Origin of the sequence: Paenibacillus sp. 32352 (assembly GCF_002042965.1) — a bacterium.
Taxonomy (GTDB): domain Bacteria; phylum Bacillota; class Bacilli; order Paenibacillales; family NBRC-103111; genus Paenibacillus_S; species Paenibacillus_S vulneris.
In genome coordinates, this window is the sequence record NZ_MZNT01000008.1 from 105,535 (window position 1) to 126,946 (window position 21,412).

The window sequence follows — 21,412 nt, forward strand, 5'->3', positions numbered from 1 at the left end:
AGGTTAAGAGGTACTCATCCTGGGTACCTCTTAAAGGTTTCATATTAGGCATGCTTATGATCGGAATACGATACTTCATCGGGAAAGCTGTCGATATAGGTGCTGCCAAAATCGCATAACATCGTGAGCATGGGAACCAATTGTTCGCCCAGCTCGGACAAGCGATATTCCACTTTTGGCGGCGAAACCGGATAAACCTTGCGGATAATGAGTCCGTCGCTTTCCAGCATTCTTAGTTTCATCGTAAGCATGCGTTGGGTCGCATTGGGTAGCAGCCGCTGCAGCTGATTAAACCGTACCGGACCTTTAGACAATTCATTTAATATGGATATTCTCCATTTACCGCTGACTAAGTCAAGTACAATTTCCGAGGTACAGCGATAGGTTTTGTCTCTAAAGGTTATCATCTGTCCACACATCCCTTACAAAAGATTTGAGAAAAAACCGAGATTAGCAGTTAAGCCGAGTCTAATTATAGATCGATCATTCTATATGTTAAGCTTACCCACGCTCCCTTGTCAACGAATTATGGATCGATTATTATAAAATTAATGAAGGGAGATCATCTTATGCCACGAACGGGACGTCCACGCGCATTTAATCGCGACGAGGCGGTTGCGACCGCCATGCTGCTTTTCTGGGAACACGGCTTTGAATCCACCTCAGTGGCTCAGTTGCGGGTGGCGATGGGGGATATATCGGCCGCGAGCTTTTACGCGGCGTTTGAATCCAAGGAAGCGCTGTTCCGCGAAGCGGTGGATCGATATATATCTACTTATGGACATGTTTCGGAAACTTTCAGGGATACAAGCTTGACAGCTAGAGCAGCAATGGAACTGGGATTGCGGGAATCAGCACGGATGCAGACGGAGAACTCCCATCCTTTAGGTTGCCTGTTAGTGTTGTCTGCCGTAAATTGTTCGCCCGAGCAACAACATATCCGCGACCTGCTGTCCAAGGAAAGAGAGAGGGTCCGGGGTTGGATAAAAGAATGTATAGAACGAGCCGTAGGTAACGGGGAACTGCCCGAATCTACGGATATCTCCGTGATGGTTATGTTATTTGAAACATTTCTACGAGGAATTTCCACTCAAGCCCGGGACGGTGTTCCTTACGAGGTCTTTGAAGCTGCGATAACTCAACTGATGAGAGTATGGGATGCAGTATCTATTTATGGCATTGAAGGAACGTCTTGAACGTTTTTATCATTAAAGAAAAGGGGATCTACTGAAGGAGAATTCCAGTATCCAAGTATGAAATGGCCATCCCCACTGACAGTAAACATAAACCATTGCTTCCCCTTCCAGAAGGGCGATTCATCATTTGATTTATAGCGTGCCTCGACATTCGCCACGATTCCAACGGTATACTGATCAATTACTTTAATGATCCGTTGCACTTATTTTAATGACACAACTACCTGGCATAATTTCACTTGCCGGAGTGTCTACAGAAGAAAATTTGTCCCCTCCTTGTTTAAGATCGTTTTTATTGAATGCATAAACATAGTCGTCTAATAAAGAAACTAATTCCTTGGTAACGGGGTTAAGCTGATTACGTTTATCATTTGTCATCACTTCCGCATTGACCGGAACATGATTCGTGTAAGCTCTAAACTTTACCTCGGATCCAACTTCAGTTTTATTGGTACTTTGCATCTCTGGAGTTGCTTTTTTTATATGAGTGCTGGTAGATTCTTTGCAACCTGACATACTTAGAAGCATTCCAAGTAATACAAACAGTATCTTCCACATACTTTTCCTCCATTGAAGTGTGTCGTAAAAGTTAGACGGTCTAGAGCTAATAAAGTTACCATGATAGGTTGTGTAAAAGACGAATCCATGCATGATTTTTTATTCGTTCGTTTCCGATGTCACAAATCAGAGGCTTACGTTGTTATATGTGCAAAACGTTAAGGAGCTGAGGAAAGATGAACGATTTGACATGCGTAATCGTCGGTGGCGGCCATGTTGGGCTTCATTCGCTCAAAGCAATAAAGGAAGAGACCCGGGGCATGACGAACGGACGGCAGATCCGGTTTGTTCTGATCGACAAGCAGCCCGGTCATTTGCGTAAAATGCTGTTGTTTCGGCCAGCCGTGTGCCAGGAAGAGATTATGATCCCCTGGACGCACTATTCGTTCTCGGAAGGTGTCGAATTCGTGCAAGGGAAGGTTACGTCCGTGGATAGCGGGGGGAAACAGATTCGTTATGAGGATGCGCAAGGAAATCAGGTCCTCATGCGGTTTGACCTATTGGTCGTATCGGTCGGCAGCATCGTTCAGCAGCCGGAACCCGATCGGGGCGGCATTGCCCTGACCGACCCGCAAGCCGCGATAGACATCCAGGAGCGTTGGCGCGCCAACCTGCGGAAAGCTGCTGCTGAGACGAACCCTGAGGAACGAAAGCGGCTGATGACGGTTGCAGTTGCAGGAGCAGGCATCAGTGGCGTTGAAACATCCTCCGAGCTGGCGCTTGAGATGCAGAAGGAAGCATCGTCGCTAGGACTGAACTCGTTCGATGTCTCTGTCTATCTGCTGAGTGGACAGAAACGATTGTTCCTGGAAGGCCCCGAAAATGTCGGAAAAAAATTGGATCAGTTCCTCGGCGAATGTGGCGTGAAAGTACTTTACAACCGCAAGGTGATACATGCGGAAGCAGGAGCGGTGAAGCTCAGTAACGGCGATCGTCTGCCGGTTGGCCTATGTATATGGACAATTGGTCTGATCCCGAATCCAGCTCTTCGAAGCATGGGCTTGCCGCTTACTCCCGAAGGTCAAGTGCTGGTGGATGAGTGCTATCGCGTCAAAGGGGCGCCTGGCGTATACAGCATCGGCGACTGTGCGAGAATCGTCGACCCGACAACCGGCAAGGCAGATCTGATGAGGGCAGGAGAAGGTGTGCTTCAAGCAGATAGACTGGGGAAAATCGTAATGGCCGATCTGGAGGGCCGCCCGGCCCCGGTTCACAAATCCGCCAGCTCGATACTGGATTTCTTCTGCATCGGATTGGGGGAGAACCGCGGTTTTGTATGGGCACGCAAATGGGGACTTAATTTCATCATGACGGGAAAGCTGGGATGGAAAATCAGGAAGCTGGCATGGGATAAAGGCAGTATGTTACGATAACTACTAGCTACCATTATCAGGAAAAGGTGAGTCGGCGTATGGAGGAACTGTACGATCAATATAGAGCACTGCTGTTCACGCTGGCATATCAGTTGACAGGCTCTGCAGCAGACGCGGAAGATGCGGTGCAGGACGTGTTTGTTAAGGCGTGTGACGTACATCCCGAACGTCTGGAGGAGCCGAAGGCGTATTTGTGCAAAATGGTAACGAATCACTGTCTCAATCTGCAGAAGTCGGCACGAAAAAAGAGAGAGATGTACGTCGGTCCGTGGCTCCCTGAACCGGTTCGGACGCCGGAGACGGACCCGCTCGAGACAACGGTCGTCCGCCGCGATCTGCTGTCATACGCGATGCTCGTGCTGCTCGAGCGGCTGACGCCGACAGAGCGGACGGTTTTCGTCCTGCGTGAGGCGTTGGGCTTCGATTATCCCGAAATAGCGGGACTGCTCGGTAAGCAAGAGGCGAACTGTCGAAAGCTGTTGAGCCGGGCAAGAAGCAAAATGGGCATATCCGAGGAGGAGCCGGTTTCGGCTGAAGCGGTCGAATTGGAATGGGTCAGACGGTTTCTCACCTCCCTCGAGCAAGGGAACGTCGATCATGTGATGTCGTTGTTAACCGAAGACGTCATGTTCATTGCCGATGGAGGAGGGAAAGCAACTGCGTTCAGGTATCCGGTACAAACGTGCGATCAAGTGGCCCGAGTCTTGCTCGATGGAGTCAGGAGCTTAAAGTCCTATTTTCAGGGCGATTTTCACTTCGAGCTCACCCCTCTGAACGGTGAGACCAGTATTGTTATCCGGTCGAGGGGGGAAACCGTGGCCGCTTTATTCATGCAACTCCGCCGAGGAAAGATTGCCAGAATGTATGCCGTTCGAAACCCAGATAAGCTTGCCCGGATTTAGGTAATAACAATTATGACTAGGTTGTCGAGAATGAAAGACCTTTCCTGGAAACAAAACATTGTTGAACGGGTGCAATAGCGCAATACATGACAAAGCTGCCGCATGAACGGCAGCTTTGTTGCGTAGGTTTAGTTCAATACTTTTTCCATTTTGCAATTTTGTGTAATACGTCTTCTTAAATAAGTCATTTAAGATGGGAGTTGAACCTATTTTGAAAAAATTCATTTTAGGTCTAATCTGCGGCATTGCTTTAACTGCAGCAGCAACAGTATATGCAACAGATACCATTCAAACGGTTAGGCAGGTTAACACAGAGTATCAAAAGCTTTTCCTATTGCTGCTGGTCGGCCAATTAGATAACAACATAAACACCAAGCGGATTGAATTTTGGTCAAATAAGGAGAATGCTCTTGCATACGTATCAGGGAATTATGAAAAAGATGGAGTCGAAGGCTGGTCGGGAATGAACTCCCGGTTTGGACTATTACTCAGGGATGGCGATAAGGTTTCGCTCTCACATATTTTAAGTGTACATGAACGTGATGTAATATCTATTGGAAAATATCAAGAGTGAACTTAGAAAGGCAAATAGTAATAAATACAATTAATTCCTATTCATGATAGTTTTTCCTGAACTTAGATCCAGCCATAAACTGGACTTGGATCGAGCTGTAAATCAATTCTGGGCCAGGAAATAGTCTATTCATCGCAGTTGGGATCCGAACGATAATTTTTGCCGCTCTGATTTACATCATTGTGAAGATGTACCGCGGGAGAAACTGGGCACGTATAGTCTTAGCAATACTTCTTGGCGGGATTGGAACTCTATCCTTGGTTATTGATCCAGTCAAGTGGATTTTGGAAGGGAATTCGCTTGAAAAAGCCCTCGACGGAATGACATTATATTCTATTCTGTTCGGGATAAGCCGAATGGTTCATCTGGCCTCGGTTATCATTGCGTTCATTCTCATGTTTCGGCCGGCTGCTAATAAATATTATCGGGCGGTGGCTTAATTCGTTGGGACGATTGGTCTTATTTCATTCTCAATGTACGATATAGAGATGCAGCTGCGATATGCTGCGGGCGGTTTAGTGCAAACCAACATAGGACATAAGCCGTAGCAGCGAGTGATCAACTAGGAGGAACTAATGAAATTTTTCACTAAAGAGTGGTATGAAGAAGCGCAAATAAGAAGCTTTTTGACTTTTTATGAAACGAAGGAAGAATGGGAAGATAACATCGCCTGGTATGAATCTGAAGGTTTGGACTTCAAAGAAATTTGTAAGAACAACTTGGAGTATAAAAGAACTGATTTACTCAAATACCTCCCGGCATTCTTTCACCCCTATATTCAAGACGGAACGTTAAACTCACAATTTCCTTCTGAAGAGCTTAGAAAAATGGCTGGCCAATGGCGATCGGAGTATGATGCGCGAACGAAAGCAAATGGGATGACCTATCGGAGCTACTATGACTCCATAAAAAGCTCACTCCCTGACAGCGTTATTCAGTTGTTTGAAAAGTCCTTACACGATGCACGAGTAACTTCGATTGAGACGCCTTCGAAGGACATCTTTATCCTGACATTGGATTGTAGAGGCGGCTATCATTATTTAACGGATGTAAGGCTAACCTTCACAGGAGTGGAGAAGCTACAGCCTAAAAACTTGAGCCTAGGTAGTATTTGGCTTTATGATGAGGTTTATCTTACAAAAACAGGATTTGAACTTCATGTGTTAGTAGATGGTCCTTTGATGGAATTCACGATATCAGCTGAAAACGTTACTATTGACGTTATTTTGTAATTTATGGCTATAAACCGAACCCACCTATCCTTCTTGCCGTCTTACGCAGCCCTCGCCCATTTTTGCAGTATGTGGTGCACTTAACAGACTTAAGGGGAGCTTCAGTGATATAATCAAACAATGAGGCGAGTGGGGGGAATCAAGGATGAATAAGAAAATGGCATTATCTATTGTAGGAACCTTCGTGATCGGGATTGTGGGCGGCGTAGGATTAATGATGAACGACTCGGCATACGGCTCGGTAAAGGCAGCGGTCGGCGGTCAAGCAACTCAGAATGCGATCGGGTCCATCACTCCAGGAACGGTTACGACTCAAGTTTCCAATCCCGATTTAGAAACTGTATTACTGCAGGTTCAAACGGATAAAAGCAAGCAATTGGATGAGCAGATGAAAGCGCAAATGGAATTAATACAAAAAGTAAATAACGAAATTGCCAAATTGAATGAGAGCTTAAGCAAACTAAAATCGAGCCGTCCGCAAAAATCGGGTGACAGTGTGACATTAGATGCAGATTTGCAGAAAAAATTAACCGAGAACGGTATCTCGGTACCGTCATCGAATAAATGGACTCAAGCCGATGTAGACCGCGCGTTGGAATCACTTCGCAGTAAAATTGACAGCTTAAACAGCACCCAGCAAATGGATATGCTCCGCTTGCAAAGTCTGACGAACAAGAGAAACGAAGCCTTTGATGCCATGAGCAATTTCATTAAAAAAATGGCTGAACAACGCGGCAACATTGTCGGAAATATGAGATAATGAAGCAGTACGGGAACCTGTCCTCGGCAGGTTTCTTTTTTTTTCGACATCAGAATGTTTAAATTCAATACAGTGCTAAAGATATATATGAGAAAGGCTGGAAATCGGAATGTCCTTCGATATCTTGGGCTTCTTAAGGAACCATACGCTGCTGCACGGGGTCCCGGAGACGGAGCTTGAGAATGCAGCATCCACCATGGAAACGGTCTGCTTCTCCGCTGGGGAGTGGCTGATGCGCGAAGCTGAGGAGGGCAACGACTGCTATTTTGTACTGGATGGAAAAGTGCAGGTTCATACCCGCAGCCTTATTGGACAACAAGTCATGTTGGCGGAGCTCGGATATGGTGCCTTGATCGGTGAGATCGCATTAATCCGCAATGAGAAGCGGACAGCCGACATTAGGGCTCTAGGCCAAGTTACAGCGCTTCGACTGGATCGCACAGCTTTTGAGAAGCTTGCCGAAGCAAGTCCTTTCTTCCATGAAAGCTTAATGTATGCGGCAGAGCTTCGCATGAAGCACGGCTTGCTGCGCAAAGCATCAATCTGGTCGTCCATTCCCGATTCCGAGCTGCGCGGATTAGCGGAAATTACAATGCGAAGGAATGTGGCGCAAGGGGAAACCATTTTGAGGGAAGGCGATGCCAAGGGGAATTTTTATATGGTAAGCGGCGGGCGATTCGAGATAACCTCGGCTGAGCAACGCGCGGTCATGGAGACGGGAGATTTTTTTGGAGAAATCGCGCTGCTGGCGGAGCAGCCTCAATCAGTGACGGTCACTGCCATGGAAGACGGCGAGCTGCTCGTTATGGGAAGCGCCGAATTTCAGGCGATTTGGCAGCATTATGCACCAGTGAGACGGCAATTTGCGGAGGTGATGCGAATCCGGCGTCCGGATCTCGCGATAGCTCCTTCTTTTGCGGCGGCAGAGGGAGATGAGATGGAATCGGGCATGGAACACGACCTGCTGACTGTGGAGAAAGCAGGCGCTATCCGATCGACCAGATGGATCGATCTGCTGTTTCTGCTTGGGGGTCTTTTCGCTGTCTGCACGGTCATGGCCGTCTGGCTGCATAACCAGCTATGGCAAATGGCGGCATTGCTGGCAGGCGGGCTGGTCGGGCCGATAACTTACGTAGCCTATATTCGAAGCTCACAGCAGCTTGGATTGTCCAAAGTACGTCTGGCATGGATATTCGTCTTGTCGGCGGCTGTTGCGGTGCCTCTTGCCTGGGTAGTGGAGCGGCAATGGCTCTTCGGTGTCGATAGGGCTGCTGGTGGCTTTACAGTGCTGAGCGTGCCTCTATCGGTAGCCTTGATTGAAGAAGGCGCAAAGCTGATCTTATGCGCGATACTCCTCAGAGGAGGACGAATGCGGTTTCTGATGGATGCCGTCGTGATCGGGGCAGCAGCCGGGATGGGCTTTGCCGCCGTTGAAAGCATGATTTACGGCTGGTCGTATCTGGAGCAGGGCTCGACCGGCGAGATGCTTGCGGTATTGTGGGTTAGAGCACTGCTCTCTCCGCTTGGGCACGGAACCTGGACGGCCATCGCCGCCACCGGGGTCTGGTACGGACTAAACAGGCGCCATGCTGTACAGAGGACGCGGTTCGTGCGCCGACGGCAAGGGCTGGCCGCAGCTCTCTTGTTATCGGCCGTGGCACTTCATACATTATGGGACTTCCATTTCGTAGAAGGCTTATGGAGAGTGCTATCGATGGTTGCCGTCGGAGCGGGAGGATTGCTTCTTCTGTACGGACTCCTTCGTGAAGGAACGATGGAAGAAAGCTATGCCATTACGTCACTGAATCCGCTTCTACAGAATGAATTGCTGATCGAAGCCGCTGCGGCGGATGCTCCGAAAGCCAAGCCTCTTATTTGCGGAGGATGCAAAACGCAGTCACCTCCGGATGCCCGCTACTGTGCCCGCTGCGGCCAAGCACTAAGAAGACAATCCTGATTGAACGAAAACAGCGAAATATATAGCCAATAACCGTCCTTTTCATTGGGGCGGTTATTTTTTTATAAGTAAGAAAAACAATTATCACGGTCTTGGCTGCAGCTGCGTGCGCAGCTTCCCTTAAAACAAGGTACATTTATGGGCCCCCTTGAATAAATTGATTTAGGCTTTAGCTTAGTGAACCTGAGGGCATCGAATCCACAACGAGAGGACTAGGATAGATGAGAAAGAAGAATGGGAACTTCAAACATAAATCAACACCAAAGTATATAAAGAATCATTCACAGGGCACGAATAAGAGAGTCTCGATATCCATTGTTAAGGGGCCGGACGTTCAATTAAGTACAGCAGTACTAGAAGCAGAGTCTTCGTCACCTACTATCAAGGAACCTGGCGCTCAACTAAGTGTAGCGGTAATGGAAGCGAGTCCTTCATTACTTCCTGTTGAGGAACCGGGAGCACAACTAAGTGTGGAGGAAGTAGAAGCAAGTGCTACATCGCTTCCTGTTGAGGAACCGGAAGCACAGATAAGTGTGGAGGAAGTAGAAGCAAGTGCTACATCGCTAATTATTGAAGAACCGGGAGCACAACTAAGTGTGGAGGAAGTAGAAGCAAGTGCTACATCGATTCCTGTTGAAGAACCGGAAGCACAGCTAAGAGTGGAGGAAGTAGAAGCAAATGCTGCATCACTTCCTGTTGAAGAACCGGAAGCATTGCTAAGTGTGGAGGAAGTAGAAGCAAATGCTGCATCGCTTCCTGTTGAAGAACCTGAAGCACAGCTAAGTGTGGATGAAGTGGAAGCAAGTGCTACATCGCTTCTTGTTGAGGAACCAGAAGCTCTGCTAAGTGTGGATGAAGTGGAAGCAAATGCGTCATTGCTTCTTGTTGAAGAACCTGAAGCACAGCTAAGTGCAGAGGAATTAGAAGCATATGCTAAATCGCTTCCTGTTGAGGAACCGGAAGCGCAGCTAAGTGTGGATGAAGTGGAAGCAAATGCGTCATTGCTTCTTGTTGAGGAACCGGAAGCACAGCTAAGTGTAGAAGAAGTAGAAGCAAATGCTAAATCGCTTCCTGTTGAGGAACCGGAAGCACAGCTAAGTGTAGAGGAAGTAGAAGCAAATGCGTCATTGCTTCCTGTTGAGGAACCGGAATCACAGATAAGTGCAGAGGAAGTAGAAGCAACTGCTACATCGCTTCCTGTTGAGGAACCGGAAGCGCAGATAAGTGCAGAGGAAGTAGAAGCAACTGCTACATCGCTTCTTGTTGAGGAACCAGAAGCTCTGCTAAGTGTAGAGGAAGTAGAAGCAACCGCTTCATTGCTTCCTGTTGAGGAACCGGAATCACAGATAAGTGCAGAGGAAGTAGAAGCAACTGCTACATCGCTTCTTGTTGAGGGACCAGAAGCACAGCTAAGTGTAGAGGAAGTAGAAGCAGATGCTTCATCACTTACTATCGAAGAACCAGACATCCAACCAACTGCAGAGGAAGTAGGAGCGAGTCCTTCATCCCTTCCTATTGAAGAACCGGATGATCCACTGCGCAATGAAGCCATAGATGAAACGCCTCCTTTATTCCATTATATTTATCAAACAAACACTCAGCTGCTTGAAGAAATGGCAGAGCTTCGCAAAGATATTCAGGTACTTAGGCAATTAGTTAATGAGGTTGAGGTCTTGCGTCATGATGTCAGAACGGAAATTACCCCCTCACTGGAATTATTAAAAAGGGAGTCTGACAATACAGCGGAACAAATGACAGCACATCAAAAAAAGATCGCCGAAATGGTGAAAATATTATATTGGAAGCCATAGAACCATCGTGCATCTTATTAAGTTACACCAGATTAAGCATGGGATGTGATTACGTTGCGAATCAAGTTCCAAACCGAGCTTGAAGTCAGTCCGAAGGCTATATTAAAAGATTGTCTTAAAATGGCTCCAGAAGACGAACTGCTTACTGAAATCAAAAGCATTGTTCTATTTTGGTCAGAGCAAAGGTTACGTGGAGACGGGGTTCCTGTCCCGGTTAGTACGCGAGAGATAAGAGATTATTTAGTCGAGAGAGGATTAATAATTGAGTTTGAAGACGAGGAAGAAAATGACGATTAATCCCTCTGTTTTGCATTTGCCTTTTTGAACACAAGGGGAAAATGCTGACTTCCAGCAGGCCGGAGAGTGAGCTTTGCGAGAGCAGGTTGATGAAATGTTGAAAAAGCTGGGGTTTCCAATTCGAAGGATTGGAACCCCCAGCTTTTTGGCTCAGTATTACCCATTCTTCGAACATGATCCGTTAGGGACTGTTTCAACAGCCGCCGCGGCTGCTTCCTCCCTGCCCGTCACAGGTCCCCGATGCGAGCTGTACACCGCAAAGCCGACCATCGTAGCGAGCAGAATGCCTCCCCCGGTATAAAAGGCAGCGGTCAAGCCGAATGCCTGGCCCAGCAGGCCGAACAGGGCCGGGGCCGCCATTTGTGACAGCCGGTTCGTCAAGAGCCGCAGGCCCAGCACCTTGCCGCGCTCGGTTTCTTTTGTTTCCTCCACCATAATCATAATGGTGACCGGCAAATTCATGCCGATAGAGCTGCCAAGCAGGAAGGTAAGGACAGCGATTCCGATAAAGTGCAGGGAAGCGACAGGAATAAAGATCAGGCAGACGGAAGCCATACAGCCCGCGATGATAAGAATCCGCTCCAGCGTCGCCAGCTTCATCAGCCGCCCTAGCAGAAACCGCGATACAAACCCGGATAAGCCCATCAACGAAATGACGAACGAGATGACGAAGGCGGAGTAGCCTTGATTGTTTAAGTAAAGCGGAATGAAGCTTGCGTATAACGCTTGAATGAACATGATCAGGAACGTCCCGACGAGGCCGAACTGAACCGCGCGGTGCCGGGTCAGATGAATGCCGCTCACATAGCTGTTCAGCATCTCTTTGGGCTGGAACAGCTCTTTGGTTTTGCCGCGCACACCGGCATCATCGGGATTGCGGACGAGCAGGATCAGAATATAGCAAATGAAGCATACTACGAGCGATGCCAGGAAAGCGGACCGGTAGCTCCACAAGGAGGAGCCCATATAGCTTACCACCGCTCCGCCAAGCAGAGGACCTGCCATATTGCCTGCTGAGTTCCACATCGAGAACCGGTTAATATTTTTATTGCGCAGCTCCTTGTTCTGCTCTCCATCCGATGCCAAGACTTGAAGAGAAGAAGCCATAATAATCATGCTTGTCCCGAGAAGCACTTGGGAGACTGCAAGAATAGGCAAGGTCGTGCTGAAGGATGTAAGTCCCAAGGAAACGATAAGCAGCAGACAGCCGATCTTGGTCATTTTCATCGCGCCGAGCGTATCAATCATTTGGCCTATCGGCATGGCGATGAACATAGGGACGAGCGCTCTAAGAGTAACAATGAGGCCAATCATGGCCGTGGATGCACCGAGTGCTTCAGCGTACAGGGTAAAAAACGGCTGCGCCACCGACATCACTCCGAAAAAAATACCGCCGCCATATATTCCGACAGCCCGCACCGCTTTTTCCATCCTCATAGCAGGTCACCTTTCTTTATCTTGTATTTATCTCTTGTGTTGGTGAGCTTCAAGGTATATCCTACAAAGGTAAAATACCTGTAAGTTCATAGTATGAAGGATGGGGAATCAAGTAAATAATCGAAAATGAATGACCTTATTCATTTTTTGAATATTCTTGTCGCGGCTTGGGCTGTGTAAACAGGTCGGACGATTCCGGGAAAGGCGGTGCCACTTGACCTTCGATCAAATTCTAACCTTCGTCACCATCTATCGTACCGGGAGCATATCCAAGGCAGCGGAGAAGCTGTATCTGCCTCAGCCGACGGTCTCACACCGGATTAAGCAGCTGGAGAGAGAGCTCGGCAAGCCGCTGTTTATCCGCGTGAACGGAACCGTTCGCTTATCCCACGAGGGCCATACGTTCCTTCCCTTTGCATTAAGTGCGCTGACTGCACTTGATCAAGGCCGCGAGGCTATCGAGCAGCTGGAGCATGGCTTGACCGGTACGCTGTCTTTAGGGTGCAACAACTCCTTTGCCGGAACGATGCTTCCTCCTGTTCTGGAGAGCTTCTTGGCTATGCATCCGGGCATCGCGCTCAAGGTACACTGCTACTCCACAGAAGAGCAGATCAAAATGCTCAAGAGTAAGCATATTCAAATCGGGATCACCCGTTATACGGCCAATGATCCGGGCATCACCTTCAAGCTGCTGTATGCTCATCCGGCCTATGCTGTGATTTCGAGAGAGCACCCTTATGCGGAACGCGATGAGCTCAGTCTAGAGGAGGTTCTCAAAGAGAGGCTCATTCTATACGAGGCGGAAAGCCTCCATCGCAAAAAAATCGACATGACCTTCAAGGACTTGAATATGCTGTACGATCCGCATTATGAAACGAACAACTTGCAGCTGATCAAATTCTGGATTAAAAGCACGATGGGCATTTTTCTGTCTTGTCCGCTGTATATGCAGCCGGAGATCGACTCGGGAGAGATGGTCGCGATTCCGATCGAGCATAATCCGTTCCCGATGAATCAGATCTTTCTTATGTACAGGGATGAGAATTTGAACAGCCTGGACCGTTTGTTTATGCAGCATCTTGAGCAGTATATGGGGAGCTATCAATCGGATGAGCTGGACGATCCGAGCGAGTTAGATAGATGATCAAAAAACAAACGCCGCTCTTATACAAGAACGGCGTTTCCATTTTCCAGCTGTATTAGGCCGGAGGGATAATAACTAAAGTTATGATTTGTTCCTCGGAATAAGACTTAGCTGTCCCAGGACCATCCGCATCCGCTTTAAACCTAATCTGATAGGTCCCGGGCGCCGGCATCACTTTATCGTGAAGCTCAAAAGCGATATCCGAAATACCTGAGTTGCTTCCCGTGAAGGTCAGTGTATGGCCATTATTACTAATTTGATCGTTCGTCGGATGGACCCATCCGCTAATGTTATAGTAATCATCCGTGGTAAAAGTCAGGGCATCCATCGTTACCTGAATTTCACCATTTCTATAGGATTCTCCGGAAAAAAAGTCAAACCGAACGCGCGATTGCGTAGAGCCGGTTACCAGCTGTTTGGTACGTGAAATGCCTCCGTCGAATCCATAAATGGTAGAAGTCACCGTAGGTGTAGTCAACATCCCTTTCACCAGTTCAACGGTAACAGCATGCGAAGCATCCTTCACCGATTCATTGTTTGACGCATCTTTGGCCGTAATGACAAATCTATACGTGCCCGGCTGCAGGTTACCAATATTGGCAGCCGCTACAGAACCGTCCGCTTCACTGATACCTAATTCTATCGCCGTCCCTAATTCACCTGCATCGACTGCATCGTTCTCATTCAGATCCGTCCATGGGTAAGCTTGTACCAGAGCGTCTTGCTCTCCAATAGCCCCCGCCAGTCCGTGAAGCTGATCTTCCGTTCCGGTATAGTTATCGATCGCCTCGAACTTCGAAGCATCGACGTCAGGTGCGGTCGTATCAGGAACTTCATTCTTGGTCAAGGTCACACGGATTGCGTGCGCGGCGTCCTTCAAAGATTCATTGCTCGACGTATCCTTGGCTGTAATCACAAAGCGGTAAGTACCCGCGTACAAATCCCCGATATTGGCCGCGTTCACGGAGCCGTCAGCCTTACTGGAGCCTAATCCTATGGCTGTTCCTAATTCCCCTGCATCGACTGCATCATTCTCATTCGCATCCGTCCACGGGTAGGCTTGTACCAGAGCCCCTTGCTCACCAACGGCTCCTGCTAATCCACGAATCTGATCTTCCGTTCCGTTGTAGTTATCGATCGCCTCGAACTTCGAAGCATCGATGACCGGTGCGGTCGTATCAGGCACTTCGTTCTTGGTCAAGGTCACTGTGACTGCGTGTGCGGCATCCTTTGCTGATTCATTGCCCGACGTATCCTTAGTTGTAATTACGAAACGATAAGTTCCCGCACGCAAATCCCCGATATTGGCCGCATTTAGGGAGCCGTCCGCTTCGCTGGTACCGAGAGGTATAGGTGTTCCCAATTCCCCTGCATCGACTACAGCGTTCTCATTCAGATCCGTCCACGGGTAGGCTTGTACCAGAGTACCTTGCTCTCCAACAGCCCCCGCCAATCCGCGAATCTGATCTTCCGTTCCGTTGTAGTTGTCGATTATCTCGAACTTCGAAGCATTGACTGCCGGTGCGGTCGTATCAGGAACTTCATTCTTGGTCAAAGTCACAGTGACTGCATGCGCGGCATCCTTCAAAGATTCATTGTTCCACGAATCCTTGGCTGTAATCACAAAGCGGTAAGTTCCAGCGCGTAAATCACCGATATTGACCGCACTCACGGAGCCGTCCGCTTCACTGGTGCCGAGGGGTATCGCCGTTCCCAGTTCTTCAGGTTCAACCGTGTTATTCCCATTCGCATCCGTCCACGGGTAGGCTTGTACCAGTGCTCCTTGCTCACCAACAGCCCCCGCCAATCCGTGAATCTGATCTTCCGTTCCGTTGTAGTTATCGACCGCCTCGAACTTGGTGCCGTCCAATGTAGGTGGCATGAGATCCCGATAGCTGCTGCTGCGACGAGTTGAACCCGAGGAGGAGGACCCGCCAACAACAGGAGTAGGGTCTGTTACTGTGCCGTTATCTTTAGGGGTATCCGGTTTCGAGTCAGGTTTCTCTCCTGTTTCGGGCTTCTCTGAGTCGGGCTTCTGAGCATTCCCGCTCGTCTTTAGCTTCAAAAGCTTGGAGGCGACTAGAGCTACAGCCTGACGATCCGCTTTGGCATCAGGATTAAACACATTGTTGTCTTCCCCGGTAATCAGTCCATACTCCACAGCAGCTGCTATAGATTCTTTGGCATAATCAGCAATTTGGTTGCTGTCAGCGAACTTCAATGCTCCTGCTTTACCGTTGGGATTAGCCCCCAATGCTCTTACGAACATAACGGCCATATCCTGACGGGATAAATTTTGACCCGTACCAAACAGGTTATTGCCTGTTCCTTGGATCAATCCGGCTTTGACAGCCGCCTCGACATAGCTGTAGGCGTAGCTGCTTGGGGGAACGTCCTTAAAGGTCGGTGTGGCAGGAGGGTTCGAAACATCCAGCTGCAAGGCTTTGGCCAATATAATAGCGAAATCCTGTCGAGTAATCGTCAATGCAGGATAAAACTTATGATCTTCCACACCAGTTACTATCCCTTGGTTGGCTAACTCCATAATGGCATTCTTTGCATAGGAGCCATCAATATCACTGAATGAAGCGGCAGCCGAGCCTTTGGCCGGCAGGATAGGGCCGGATAATAATGCGGCAGCCATTACAGCGCTTATCCATTGCTTTTTGTTCACTTGTTTGTCCTCCTTGTTCATGGGATGCGCTTCGTATCGTTGGTTATAACCGATCCGCTAACACGATCCGACTTGAAATGACAAATTGTTCGTCTACCGGATTATAACAATCGCCTCTAAACCGATTCTAAAAAAAATACCCCCCGACCTTTATGCATTCAGGTCCGAGGGCTTATTGTTGTGGAGTTGTTGATAAAATCGTACCAATTGAGGGCTTGGCTCGACGCCTAAGTCATACCGGAGCAGCTCGGCAAACTTGGCAAAATAGTTATCTAGCAAAGCACGGTCGTTCAATCTTGCACAGACGGCAAGCTGGCGGCGGCACAGCTCCTCCGAATAAGGGCACTTGGGTTGAAGCTCGCGAAGGCGCCTCAATGCCTGTCTCTCCATACCGTTTGCAGCCTCGTAATCCGCCAGATTTAGTACCAGGTCAACATAGTGCTCCAATAGTTGATTTTTTTTCAACTCCGCCCATACATAGTCATATTCCTGCAAAAAATCCCCACGGTAGAGAGAAGCAGCCGCTTCGTACATAGGGACAGTAACTGAAGTGATACGAACTTCCTTAGTGACTGCCGCTTCAAACTCCTTAACGTCGTAATGCACTCCCTTGAGCAATAGCCGGTAATTATCTAGCGAGTACTCAACGGTAACCGGAAGGGACTGTTCCCGCAGCAGCTTCCTTATTTGCGATACTGTCGTATGAAGATAAGTAAGCGCCTTATCCTTTAAGTAATCGGGCCATAAAGCTTCAAGCAGCTTTTCTTTATTAACCCAGCGCTCCTGCTCATGCAGTAAATAAACGAACAGCTCCTGTGCCTTCCCCGTCTTCCACTTGAGCTGCTTTTCCTCACCATCCGCACCCTCAAAGGAGAGCTGGCCGAAGCACCGAATCCATGGATGAGAGGTGGAATGGTTTGTTGGCGGCACATGCTGCGCGATACGCCCCAATGTTTTGGTGAGCCGCTTCGGATCGATGGGCTTTAACAAATAATCCAGGGCAGGAATGCCGAAAGCCTCCAGCGCATATTCCGAATAAGCAGTGACATAGATGATAAGGATGCCGGGATCCATCTGCTGTATATGTTCACCGGCCTTAAGCCCGTTCACCTCCGGCATATCCATATCCATAAACACGACATCCACCTTGGATTTGGCTAGATGCTCGAGTCCCGCCCGAGCCGACGTATATTTACCTTCAATCCGAAAACCGCCGTTGTCCGAAATCAGCCTCTCCAGCAAAGAAAGCGCAGGCTCTTCATCATCTATCAGCAAACACGTAATTATACTATCATCCCCTTAAGAAAATAGATCGTCTGCACACCCACGCACCCCAAGCTCCGAACATGTTATTTCTGTAGATACATTATTCGACAACGTTCAACAAACTCCCTTTAAGCTTCATCTTCTATTTACAAAAAAAAGCTCTTGTTAGGACAAAAGACACCTCTTTATAACAGCTGTGTAGCACCCAACGGTAAGACGCTTGACAGCCTTTCAATTTTCCGTAATCCAACCCTATCCAACAAAGCACAATCCACCTATTTTCCTGATTGGCAATAAATGTAATACTGTTTTTGATAGCTGGCCAGCTATAACATGATCTTATAGGAGGCCGTGTATGAGGCTAAAAAAAATCGTAAGTATTTTTCTCGTTGTTTTTTCCGTATTGGTTTCAGTACAACCCGCATTCGCTCAAGCTGGACCTATCGAATGGACTTACTATGACGATGCAACCGGGGACCGTGATTGCAGGAGCATTTTAACTACAGAATTTACTTCAGATAGCGCATATGCGAGGATAGATTCTAATGGGAATTCCTATTGCTACGGACAGGTGTGGGGGGAAACTTATGTTGAGAATATCAGCCAGGTAACCTTTAATTGGTCCTTTTTCGTTGATGATCCTTATTGCAATGTTGAAATTCAAGCTTATACAGATTCCCCATACAGCACAGATTTCTACCTCTATGAGGACACTAACAGTGGGAATGATGATTTCAGTGGTGACGGGTCGCATACCATCCAGCTGCCGCCAGGTTACACGGGGAAAGTTTCCTTCTATATTTCAGTTGATGTCGCCAAATATCCAGCAACCCGTTCCGTTAGTGCAAGTATACATAATATTACTTTTCAGTAAGATGAACTCATGCGACGGTGGAGACAGAAGGTCTCCCCGTTGTTTTTTTTTCACTAGGCTGGCGGATTTTTTTAATAGAAAAAAATTATCTATAGGAAGGGACTGTGATTAGCATGTAGAATGAAATTGATCAAAATCTATGTAAAGTAGGATGATACGTGGATTATCGCGAGGATGAAACAGCAATTTGGAGTAGGATTGCCGAAAGGCTTCGTGCTGCCGGGTGTGTGTTTGCCGAGGACGAGGCTAGACTGCTTATGTCTTCTTCTAGGAATTCAGCCGAGCTGGCCGAGCGGATAGAGCTCAGAGTCGCCGGGTTCCCTCTTGAGCATATTATCGGATGGGCGGAATTCTGCGGGTTGCGTATTGAGCTGGATCCCGGAGTTTTCGTGCCCCGGCAGCGAACCGGGTTTCTCGTACAGCAGGCTGAAGCTCTGACTCAACCGGGAGACATAATAGTCGATCTGTGCTGCGGTTCCGGAGCTGTAGGTGCGGTCCTGGCCGCCGGGATGGGGCGCATCGAATTGCACGCGGTTGATCTGGACCCTGCCGCCGTACAATGTGCCCGAAGGAATGTTCCGTTGGACAAGGGAGCTGTGTATGAGGGTGACCTCTACGGTCCGTTGCCTGCACGACTGCATCGCCGCGTCGATATGATCATAGCGAATGCACCCTACGTGCCTTCTGCGGCCATTTCCTTCATGCCGGCGGAAGCCCGCGTCCACGAGGCAAGGATGGCGCTCGATGGAGGAGCGGATGGGCTCGATATCCAGCGAAGGATCATAGCGGAAGCCCTTGTCTGGCTCGCCAGCGGGGGAGTACTATTAGTCGAAACTAGCGAGAGGCAGGCGCCGTTGACAGCCGGGCTTTTTGCTCAACATGGCTTGGAGCCGCAATGGGTTCATTCCGAAGAGCTCGACGCTAATGTGATTATTGGCAGGCGATCCTAATCTATCCAGCTCAGCTCAACCGCCGTACCTGACCCGGCTGGGCGAAACCCCGTACTGTCTCGTGAAGGCTCTCGTAAACGAAAACAAATCCGGATACCCCACAGTCAATGCAATCTCCGTAACCGATAGCGATGTCTGCTTGAGCAGCTGTGCCGCTTTGCCGAGCCGGATATTTTGCAGGTATTTCACAGGCGGGATACCGACGTGTTCGGTGAATGTTTTGGAGAAATGCGTGCGATGGATGTTGACGTAGGCGGCGATATCGTTGACGGTGATTGGCTCGGCGTAGCACGTATGGATGAAGTCCAGGCTTTTTCTCAGCCAAACATCCGGTGTACGCGGGGCCGGGGCCGGCTCCTGATCGGGAATGAGCTTGGAGAAAATACGGTACATAAGGCTGCTCCAGAGAACCAAATGCTTCTTGCTGAGGCTTTTGGGCAGGCGGATCATTTGGTGGAGGATCGATTCCAGGTCGGGATCGACGACCTTGCGCTGGCAGGGCTGCTCGGGGGTGAACCCCGCCATCATCATTAAATCCGGCACTTGGCTGCCGTTAATAGCGAACCAGATCATTTTCAAGCGGTCGTCGGACGGCGCCACCCGATACGTATAGGACGTATGGGGGAACATGCAGAACATATCGCCCTTACCCAGCTCAACTTCGCTGCCGCCATAAAGAAATTGAAGTCGTCCTTCCCTTACAAAATGTATAGTATAATGTGCCTTCTGGCGCGGGCCGTTACTGTAGTCCGGCTTGGCGATGTTATGTCCCATATGAAGGAGGAACAGGCCGCTGCCCATATCGAAGGAGTCGGTCTCATGAATCCATCTTTCGGCGTATTCGTGGGCGTATTCTTGCATGGATACCACCTGCCGTTTCGAGAATCATTCCATATTGTAAGCGCTTCATATTCTTATAATAGCTTACTTTCATTTTTTCCGAAAGCCCCTTATCCAAAACTTCATATTCCCCTAACGAAGGAGTCCTGCCTTAACAATCGGTCAACATTACCCCTACAAATTGCCAAAAAATATCCTACCGTTTGTTATTCCTAACCGGTCTATTCATGACAGATAATGAGGACAGCAATTCACTTCTGGAAAGAGGAGACCGGTCCATGAAGATAAAGCTCGCATTCGTTTGTGGAACCGCATTCACCCTGTTGGCCTTGGCGGCTTGCGGAGCACCGGAACCAGGCGCGAAGGAGGGCAACGGCTTAACAAAGCCCAAGGATCCCGACCCGGTGACTTTAAAGCTGTTTCCGTACAATCCGATGTCGGAGTCCGATTTTAACAAGCTGATCGCCGAGCCTGTGAAGAAGAAATATCCTTACATCACGGTCGAAATGTTGGCCAAAAATGCGACGCAGTTCGAAAGCACGATAGCGGCCAAAGAGGATATGGATCTGATTCTTATGTGGAACGGCAATATTAACGGGAACAAGCAGTACGGCATCTTTGAGGATATGACGCCTTATGCCCGCAAGGCCGGCTTCGACTTCGGCCGGTTCGACCCCAAGGCTATGGAAACGATCAAGGAGCTGTCCGACAAGGGTGAAATTTACGGGGTTCCTTACCAGATCCAGTTCTATGCGCTCTATTACAACAAAGATTTGTTCGACAAATTCGGGGTACCCTACCCCAAAGACGGCATGACATGGGAGGATACGGTGGAGCTTGCGCGCAAAATGTCCCGGACGCAGGATGGCGTTCAGTACAGCGGCTTTGACATGGATACGCTCTCCAGGTTGACGTACCCGTTATCTCTGGTCCCCGTGGACGGCAAGACCAACAAGGTGCTGGTGAACAGCGATGCTTACAAGAAAGCCTTCGACTTGGGCAAGCAGCTGTATTCGATTCCGGATAATCCGGGCAAACTCAGCACCGGCCGTTTTACGAAAGAGAAGACGCTCGCGATGGTGGGGACGGTCAATATGTTCGACCAGCTGGAGAAAACCCCCGATTTGAATTGGGATATGGTTCAATTCCCGAGCTACAAGGAGCTGCCGAATACGTACGGGATGTATGACCTGAATGTGGTCATGATGACCAGCACGAGTAAGCATAAGGACGATGCGATGAAGGTGATCGAGGTGTTCTTGTCCGATGAGGTGCAGAGCTTGAGCTCCAGCATGGGCAAGCTGTCCGCATTGTCCAATCCGGAGCTCCGCAAGGCGTTCGGAAGCGGCCTGCCGATGCTGAAGGGGAAAAATTTGCAGGGCATATTCAAGAGCAGCCCGGCTTACGCCCCGCCGTTCTCCATCTACCATTCCAAAGGCAATGAAATATTGAAAAAGACATTCCTCGACTACATTGGAGATAAAAAGGACGTGAACACGGCCCTGCGGGAAGCGGAAGAAGAGCTTACCCGGTATATCCAGTCGCAGGGCACCAAATGATGGGGAGG

Annotated in this window: 19 protein-coding genes; 13 read left to right on the forward strand and 6 right to left on the reverse strand. The window is 48.8% G+C overall.

The genetic code is table 11. The features are described from left to right. Positions 1 to 44: 44 nt before the first annotated feature. Positions 45 to 407 (reverse strand): winged helix-turn-helix transcriptional regulator, encoded by a 363-nt coding sequence (locus tag B1728_RS19280; protein WP_079912026.1) that lies wholly within the window; start codon positions 405 to 407, stop codon positions 45 to 47. A gap of 162 nt (positions 408 to 569) precedes the next feature. Here B1728_RS19280 and B1728_RS19285 point away from each other — a divergent pair, with 162 nt between their 5' ends. Beyond that, positions 570 to 1,196 (forward strand): TetR/AcrR family transcriptional regulator, encoded by a 627-nt coding sequence (locus B1728_RS19285; RefSeq protein ID WP_079912027.1) that lies wholly within the window; start codon positions 570 to 572, stop codon positions 1,194 to 1,196. A gap of 186 nt (positions 1,197 to 1,382) precedes the next feature. Here the strand turns inward: B1728_RS19285 and B1728_RS19290 are convergent, their stop codons facing one another. Continuing rightward, a complete protein-coding gene (locus tag B1728_RS19290) occupies positions 1,383 to 1,754 on the reverse strand; it encodes a hypothetical protein (RefSeq protein ID WP_079912028.1) in 372 nt (123 codons plus the stop codon). A gap of 176 nt (positions 1,755 to 1,930) precedes the next feature. On the opposite strand from B1728_RS19290, the gene B1728_RS19295 reads away from it, so the two are divergent. The 8 genes from B1728_RS19295 to B1728_RS19335 all read left to right on the forward strand — a co-directional run bounded on the left by B1728_RS19295 (position 1,931) and on the right by B1728_RS19335 (position 10,660). Next, positions 1,931 to 3,127, forward strand: a complete 1,197-nt coding sequence (locus B1728_RS19295) for an NAD(P)/FAD-dependent oxidoreductase (protein WP_079912029.1) — start codon at positions 1,931 to 1,933, stop codon at positions 3,125 to 3,127. Positions 3,128 to 3,165: 38 nt separating this feature from the next. Continuing rightward, complete coding sequence (gene sigJ / locus B1728_RS19300) at positions 3,166 to 4,029, forward strand: RNA polymerase sigma factor SigJ (RefSeq protein WP_079912030.1); 864 nt, start codon at positions 3,166 to 3,168, stop codon at positions 4,027 to 4,029. 211 nt (positions 4,030 to 4,240) lie between these two features. Next, the gene (locus B1728_RS19305) at positions 4,241 to 4,603 is read left to right on the forward strand and encodes a hypothetical protein (RefSeq protein ID WP_079912031.1); all 363 of its coding nucleotides are present in this window, start codon (positions 4,241 to 4,243) and stop codon (positions 4,601 to 4,603) included. Positions 4,604 to 5,178: 575 nt separating this feature from the next. Continuing rightward, positions 5,179 to 5,835: a DUF4085 domain-containing protein gene (locus tag B1728_RS19315; RefSeq protein WP_079912033.1), complete on the forward strand. Its 657-nt coding sequence runs from the start codon at positions 5,179 to 5,181 to the stop codon at positions 5,833 to 5,835. Positions 5,836 to 5,980: 145 nt separating this feature from the next. Beyond that, complete coding sequence (locus tag B1728_RS19320; protein ID WP_079912034.1) at positions 5,981 to 6,595, forward strand: hypothetical protein; 615 nt, start codon at positions 5,981 to 5,983, stop codon at positions 6,593 to 6,595. Between the two features lie 109 nt (positions 6,596 to 6,704). After that, entirely contained in the window at positions 6,705 to 8,552 is a 1,848-nt protein-coding gene (locus B1728_RS19325) for a cyclic nucleotide-binding domain-containing protein (RefSeq protein WP_079912035.1), read from the forward strand. 221 nt (positions 8,553 to 8,773) lie between these two features. Next, positions 8,774 to 10,363 carry a hypothetical protein gene (locus tag B1728_RS19330; RefSeq protein WP_079912036.1) on the forward strand — a complete coding sequence of 530 codons (1,590 nt, stop codon included), beginning with the start codon at positions 8,774 to 8,776 and terminating at the stop codon, positions 10,361 to 10,363. A gap of 54 nt (positions 10,364 to 10,417) precedes the next feature. After that, complete coding sequence (locus B1728_RS19335; protein ID WP_079912037.1) at positions 10,418 to 10,660, forward strand: hypothetical protein; 243 nt, start codon at positions 10,418 to 10,420, stop codon at positions 10,658 to 10,660. Between the two features lie 156 nt (positions 10,661 to 10,816). Here B1728_RS19335 and B1728_RS19340 read toward each other — a convergent pair whose 3' ends face one another. Then, positions 10,817 to 12,097 (reverse strand): MFS transporter, encoded by a 1,281-nt coding sequence (locus tag B1728_RS19340; RefSeq protein ID WP_079912038.1) that lies wholly within the window; start codon positions 12,095 to 12,097, stop codon positions 10,817 to 10,819. A 214-nt stretch (positions 12,098 to 12,311) separates the two neighbouring features. On the opposite strand from B1728_RS19340, the gene B1728_RS19345 reads away from it, so the two are divergent. Next, the gene (locus tag B1728_RS19345; RefSeq protein WP_144027925.1) at positions 12,312 to 13,241 is read left to right on the forward strand and encodes a LysR family transcriptional regulator; all 930 of its coding nucleotides are present in this window, start codon (positions 12,312 to 12,314) and stop codon (positions 13,239 to 13,241) included. Between the two features lie 55 nt (positions 13,242 to 13,296). On the opposite strand, the gene B1728_RS19350 is transcribed toward B1728_RS19345, so the two are convergent. Next, entirely contained in the window at positions 13,297 to 15,915 is a 2,619-nt protein-coding gene (locus tag B1728_RS19350) for an S-layer homology domain-containing protein (protein ID WP_179136091.1), read from the reverse strand. A 150-nt stretch (positions 15,916 to 16,065) separates the two neighbouring features. Continuing rightward, positions 16,066 to 17,190, reverse strand: coding sequence for a response regulator (locus tag B1728_RS19355; protein WP_079912041.1), 1,125 nt, complete (start codon positions 17,188 to 17,190; stop codon positions 16,066 to 16,068). Positions 17,191 to 17,536: 346 nt separating this feature from the next. On the opposite strand from B1728_RS19355, the gene B1728_RS19360 reads away from it, so the two are divergent. Then, positions 17,537 to 18,055 carry a hypothetical protein gene (locus B1728_RS19360; RefSeq protein ID WP_079912042.1) on the forward strand — a complete coding sequence of 173 codons (519 nt, stop codon included), beginning with the start codon at positions 17,537 to 17,539 and terminating at the stop codon, positions 18,053 to 18,055. Between the two features lie 158 nt (positions 18,056 to 18,213). Next, positions 18,214 to 19,005, forward strand: a complete 792-nt coding sequence (locus B1728_RS19365; RefSeq protein WP_079912043.1) for a putative protein N(5)-glutamine methyltransferase — start codon at positions 18,214 to 18,216, stop codon at positions 19,003 to 19,005. Between the two features lie 15 nt (positions 19,006 to 19,020). Here B1728_RS19365 and B1728_RS19370 read toward each other — a convergent pair whose 3' ends face one another. Further along, positions 19,021 to 19,866 carry an AraC family transcriptional regulator gene (locus B1728_RS19370; protein ID WP_079912044.1) on the reverse strand — a complete coding sequence of 282 codons (846 nt, stop codon included), beginning with the start codon at positions 19,864 to 19,866 and terminating at the stop codon, positions 19,021 to 19,023. A gap of 257 nt (positions 19,867 to 20,123) precedes the next feature. Here B1728_RS19370 and B1728_RS19375 point away from each other — a divergent pair, with 257 nt between their 5' ends. Continuing rightward, a complete protein-coding gene (locus B1728_RS19375) occupies positions 20,124 to 21,404 on the forward strand; it encodes an ABC transporter substrate-binding protein (protein WP_179136092.1) in 1,281 nt (426 codons plus the stop codon). The last annotated feature ends 8 nt before the right edge of the window (positions 21,405 to 21,412 follow it).

Excerpts from the sequence above, each read along its gene's own strand:
- B1728_RS19280 (WP_079912026.1), bottom strand. The coding sequence starts at position 407 with ATGATAACCTTTAGAGACAAAACCTATCGCTGTACCTCGGAAATTGTA.
- B1728_RS19285 (WP_079912027.1), top strand. The coding sequence starts at position 570 with ATGCCACGAACGGGACGTCCACGCGCATTTAATCGCGACGAGGCGGTT.
- B1728_RS19290 (WP_079912028.1), bottom strand. The coding sequence starts at position 1,754 with ATGTGGAAGATACTGTTTGTATTACTTGGAATGCTTCTAAGTATGTCA.
- B1728_RS19295 (WP_079912029.1), top strand. The coding sequence starts at position 1,931 with ATGAACGATTTGACATGCGTAATCGTCGGTGGCGGCCATGTTGGGCTT.
- sigJ (WP_079912030.1), top strand. The coding sequence starts at position 3,166 with ATGGAGGAACTGTACGATCAATATAGAGCACTGCTGTTCACGCTGGCA.
- B1728_RS19315 (WP_079912033.1), top strand. The coding sequence starts at position 5,179 with ATGAAATTTTTCACTAAAGAGTGGTATGAAGAAGCGCAAATAAGAAGC.
- B1728_RS19320 (WP_079912034.1), top strand. The coding sequence starts at position 5,981 with ATGAATAAGAAAATGGCATTATCTATTGTAGGAACCTTCGTGATCGGG.
- B1728_RS19325 (WP_079912035.1), top strand. The coding sequence starts at position 6,705 with ATGTCCTTCGATATCTTGGGCTTCTTAAGGAACCATACGCTGCTGCAC.
- B1728_RS19330 (WP_079912036.1), top strand. The coding sequence starts at position 8,774 with ATGAGAAAGAAGAATGGGAACTTCAAACATAAATCAACACCAAAGTAT.
- B1728_RS19340 (WP_079912038.1), bottom strand. The coding sequence starts at position 12,097 with ATGAGGATGGAAAAAGCGGTGCGGGCTGTCGGAATATATGGCGGCGGT.
- B1728_RS19360 (WP_079912042.1), top strand. The coding sequence starts at position 17,537 with ATGAGGCTAAAAAAAATCGTAAGTATTTTTCTCGTTGTTTTTTCCGTA.
- B1728_RS19370 (WP_079912044.1), bottom strand. The coding sequence starts at position 19,866 with ATGCAAGAATACGCCCACGAATACGCCGAAAGATGGATTCATGAGACC.
- B1728_RS19375 (WP_179136092.1), top strand. The coding sequence starts at position 20,124 with ATGAAGATAAAGCTCGCATTCGTTTGTGGAACCGCATTCACCCTGTTG.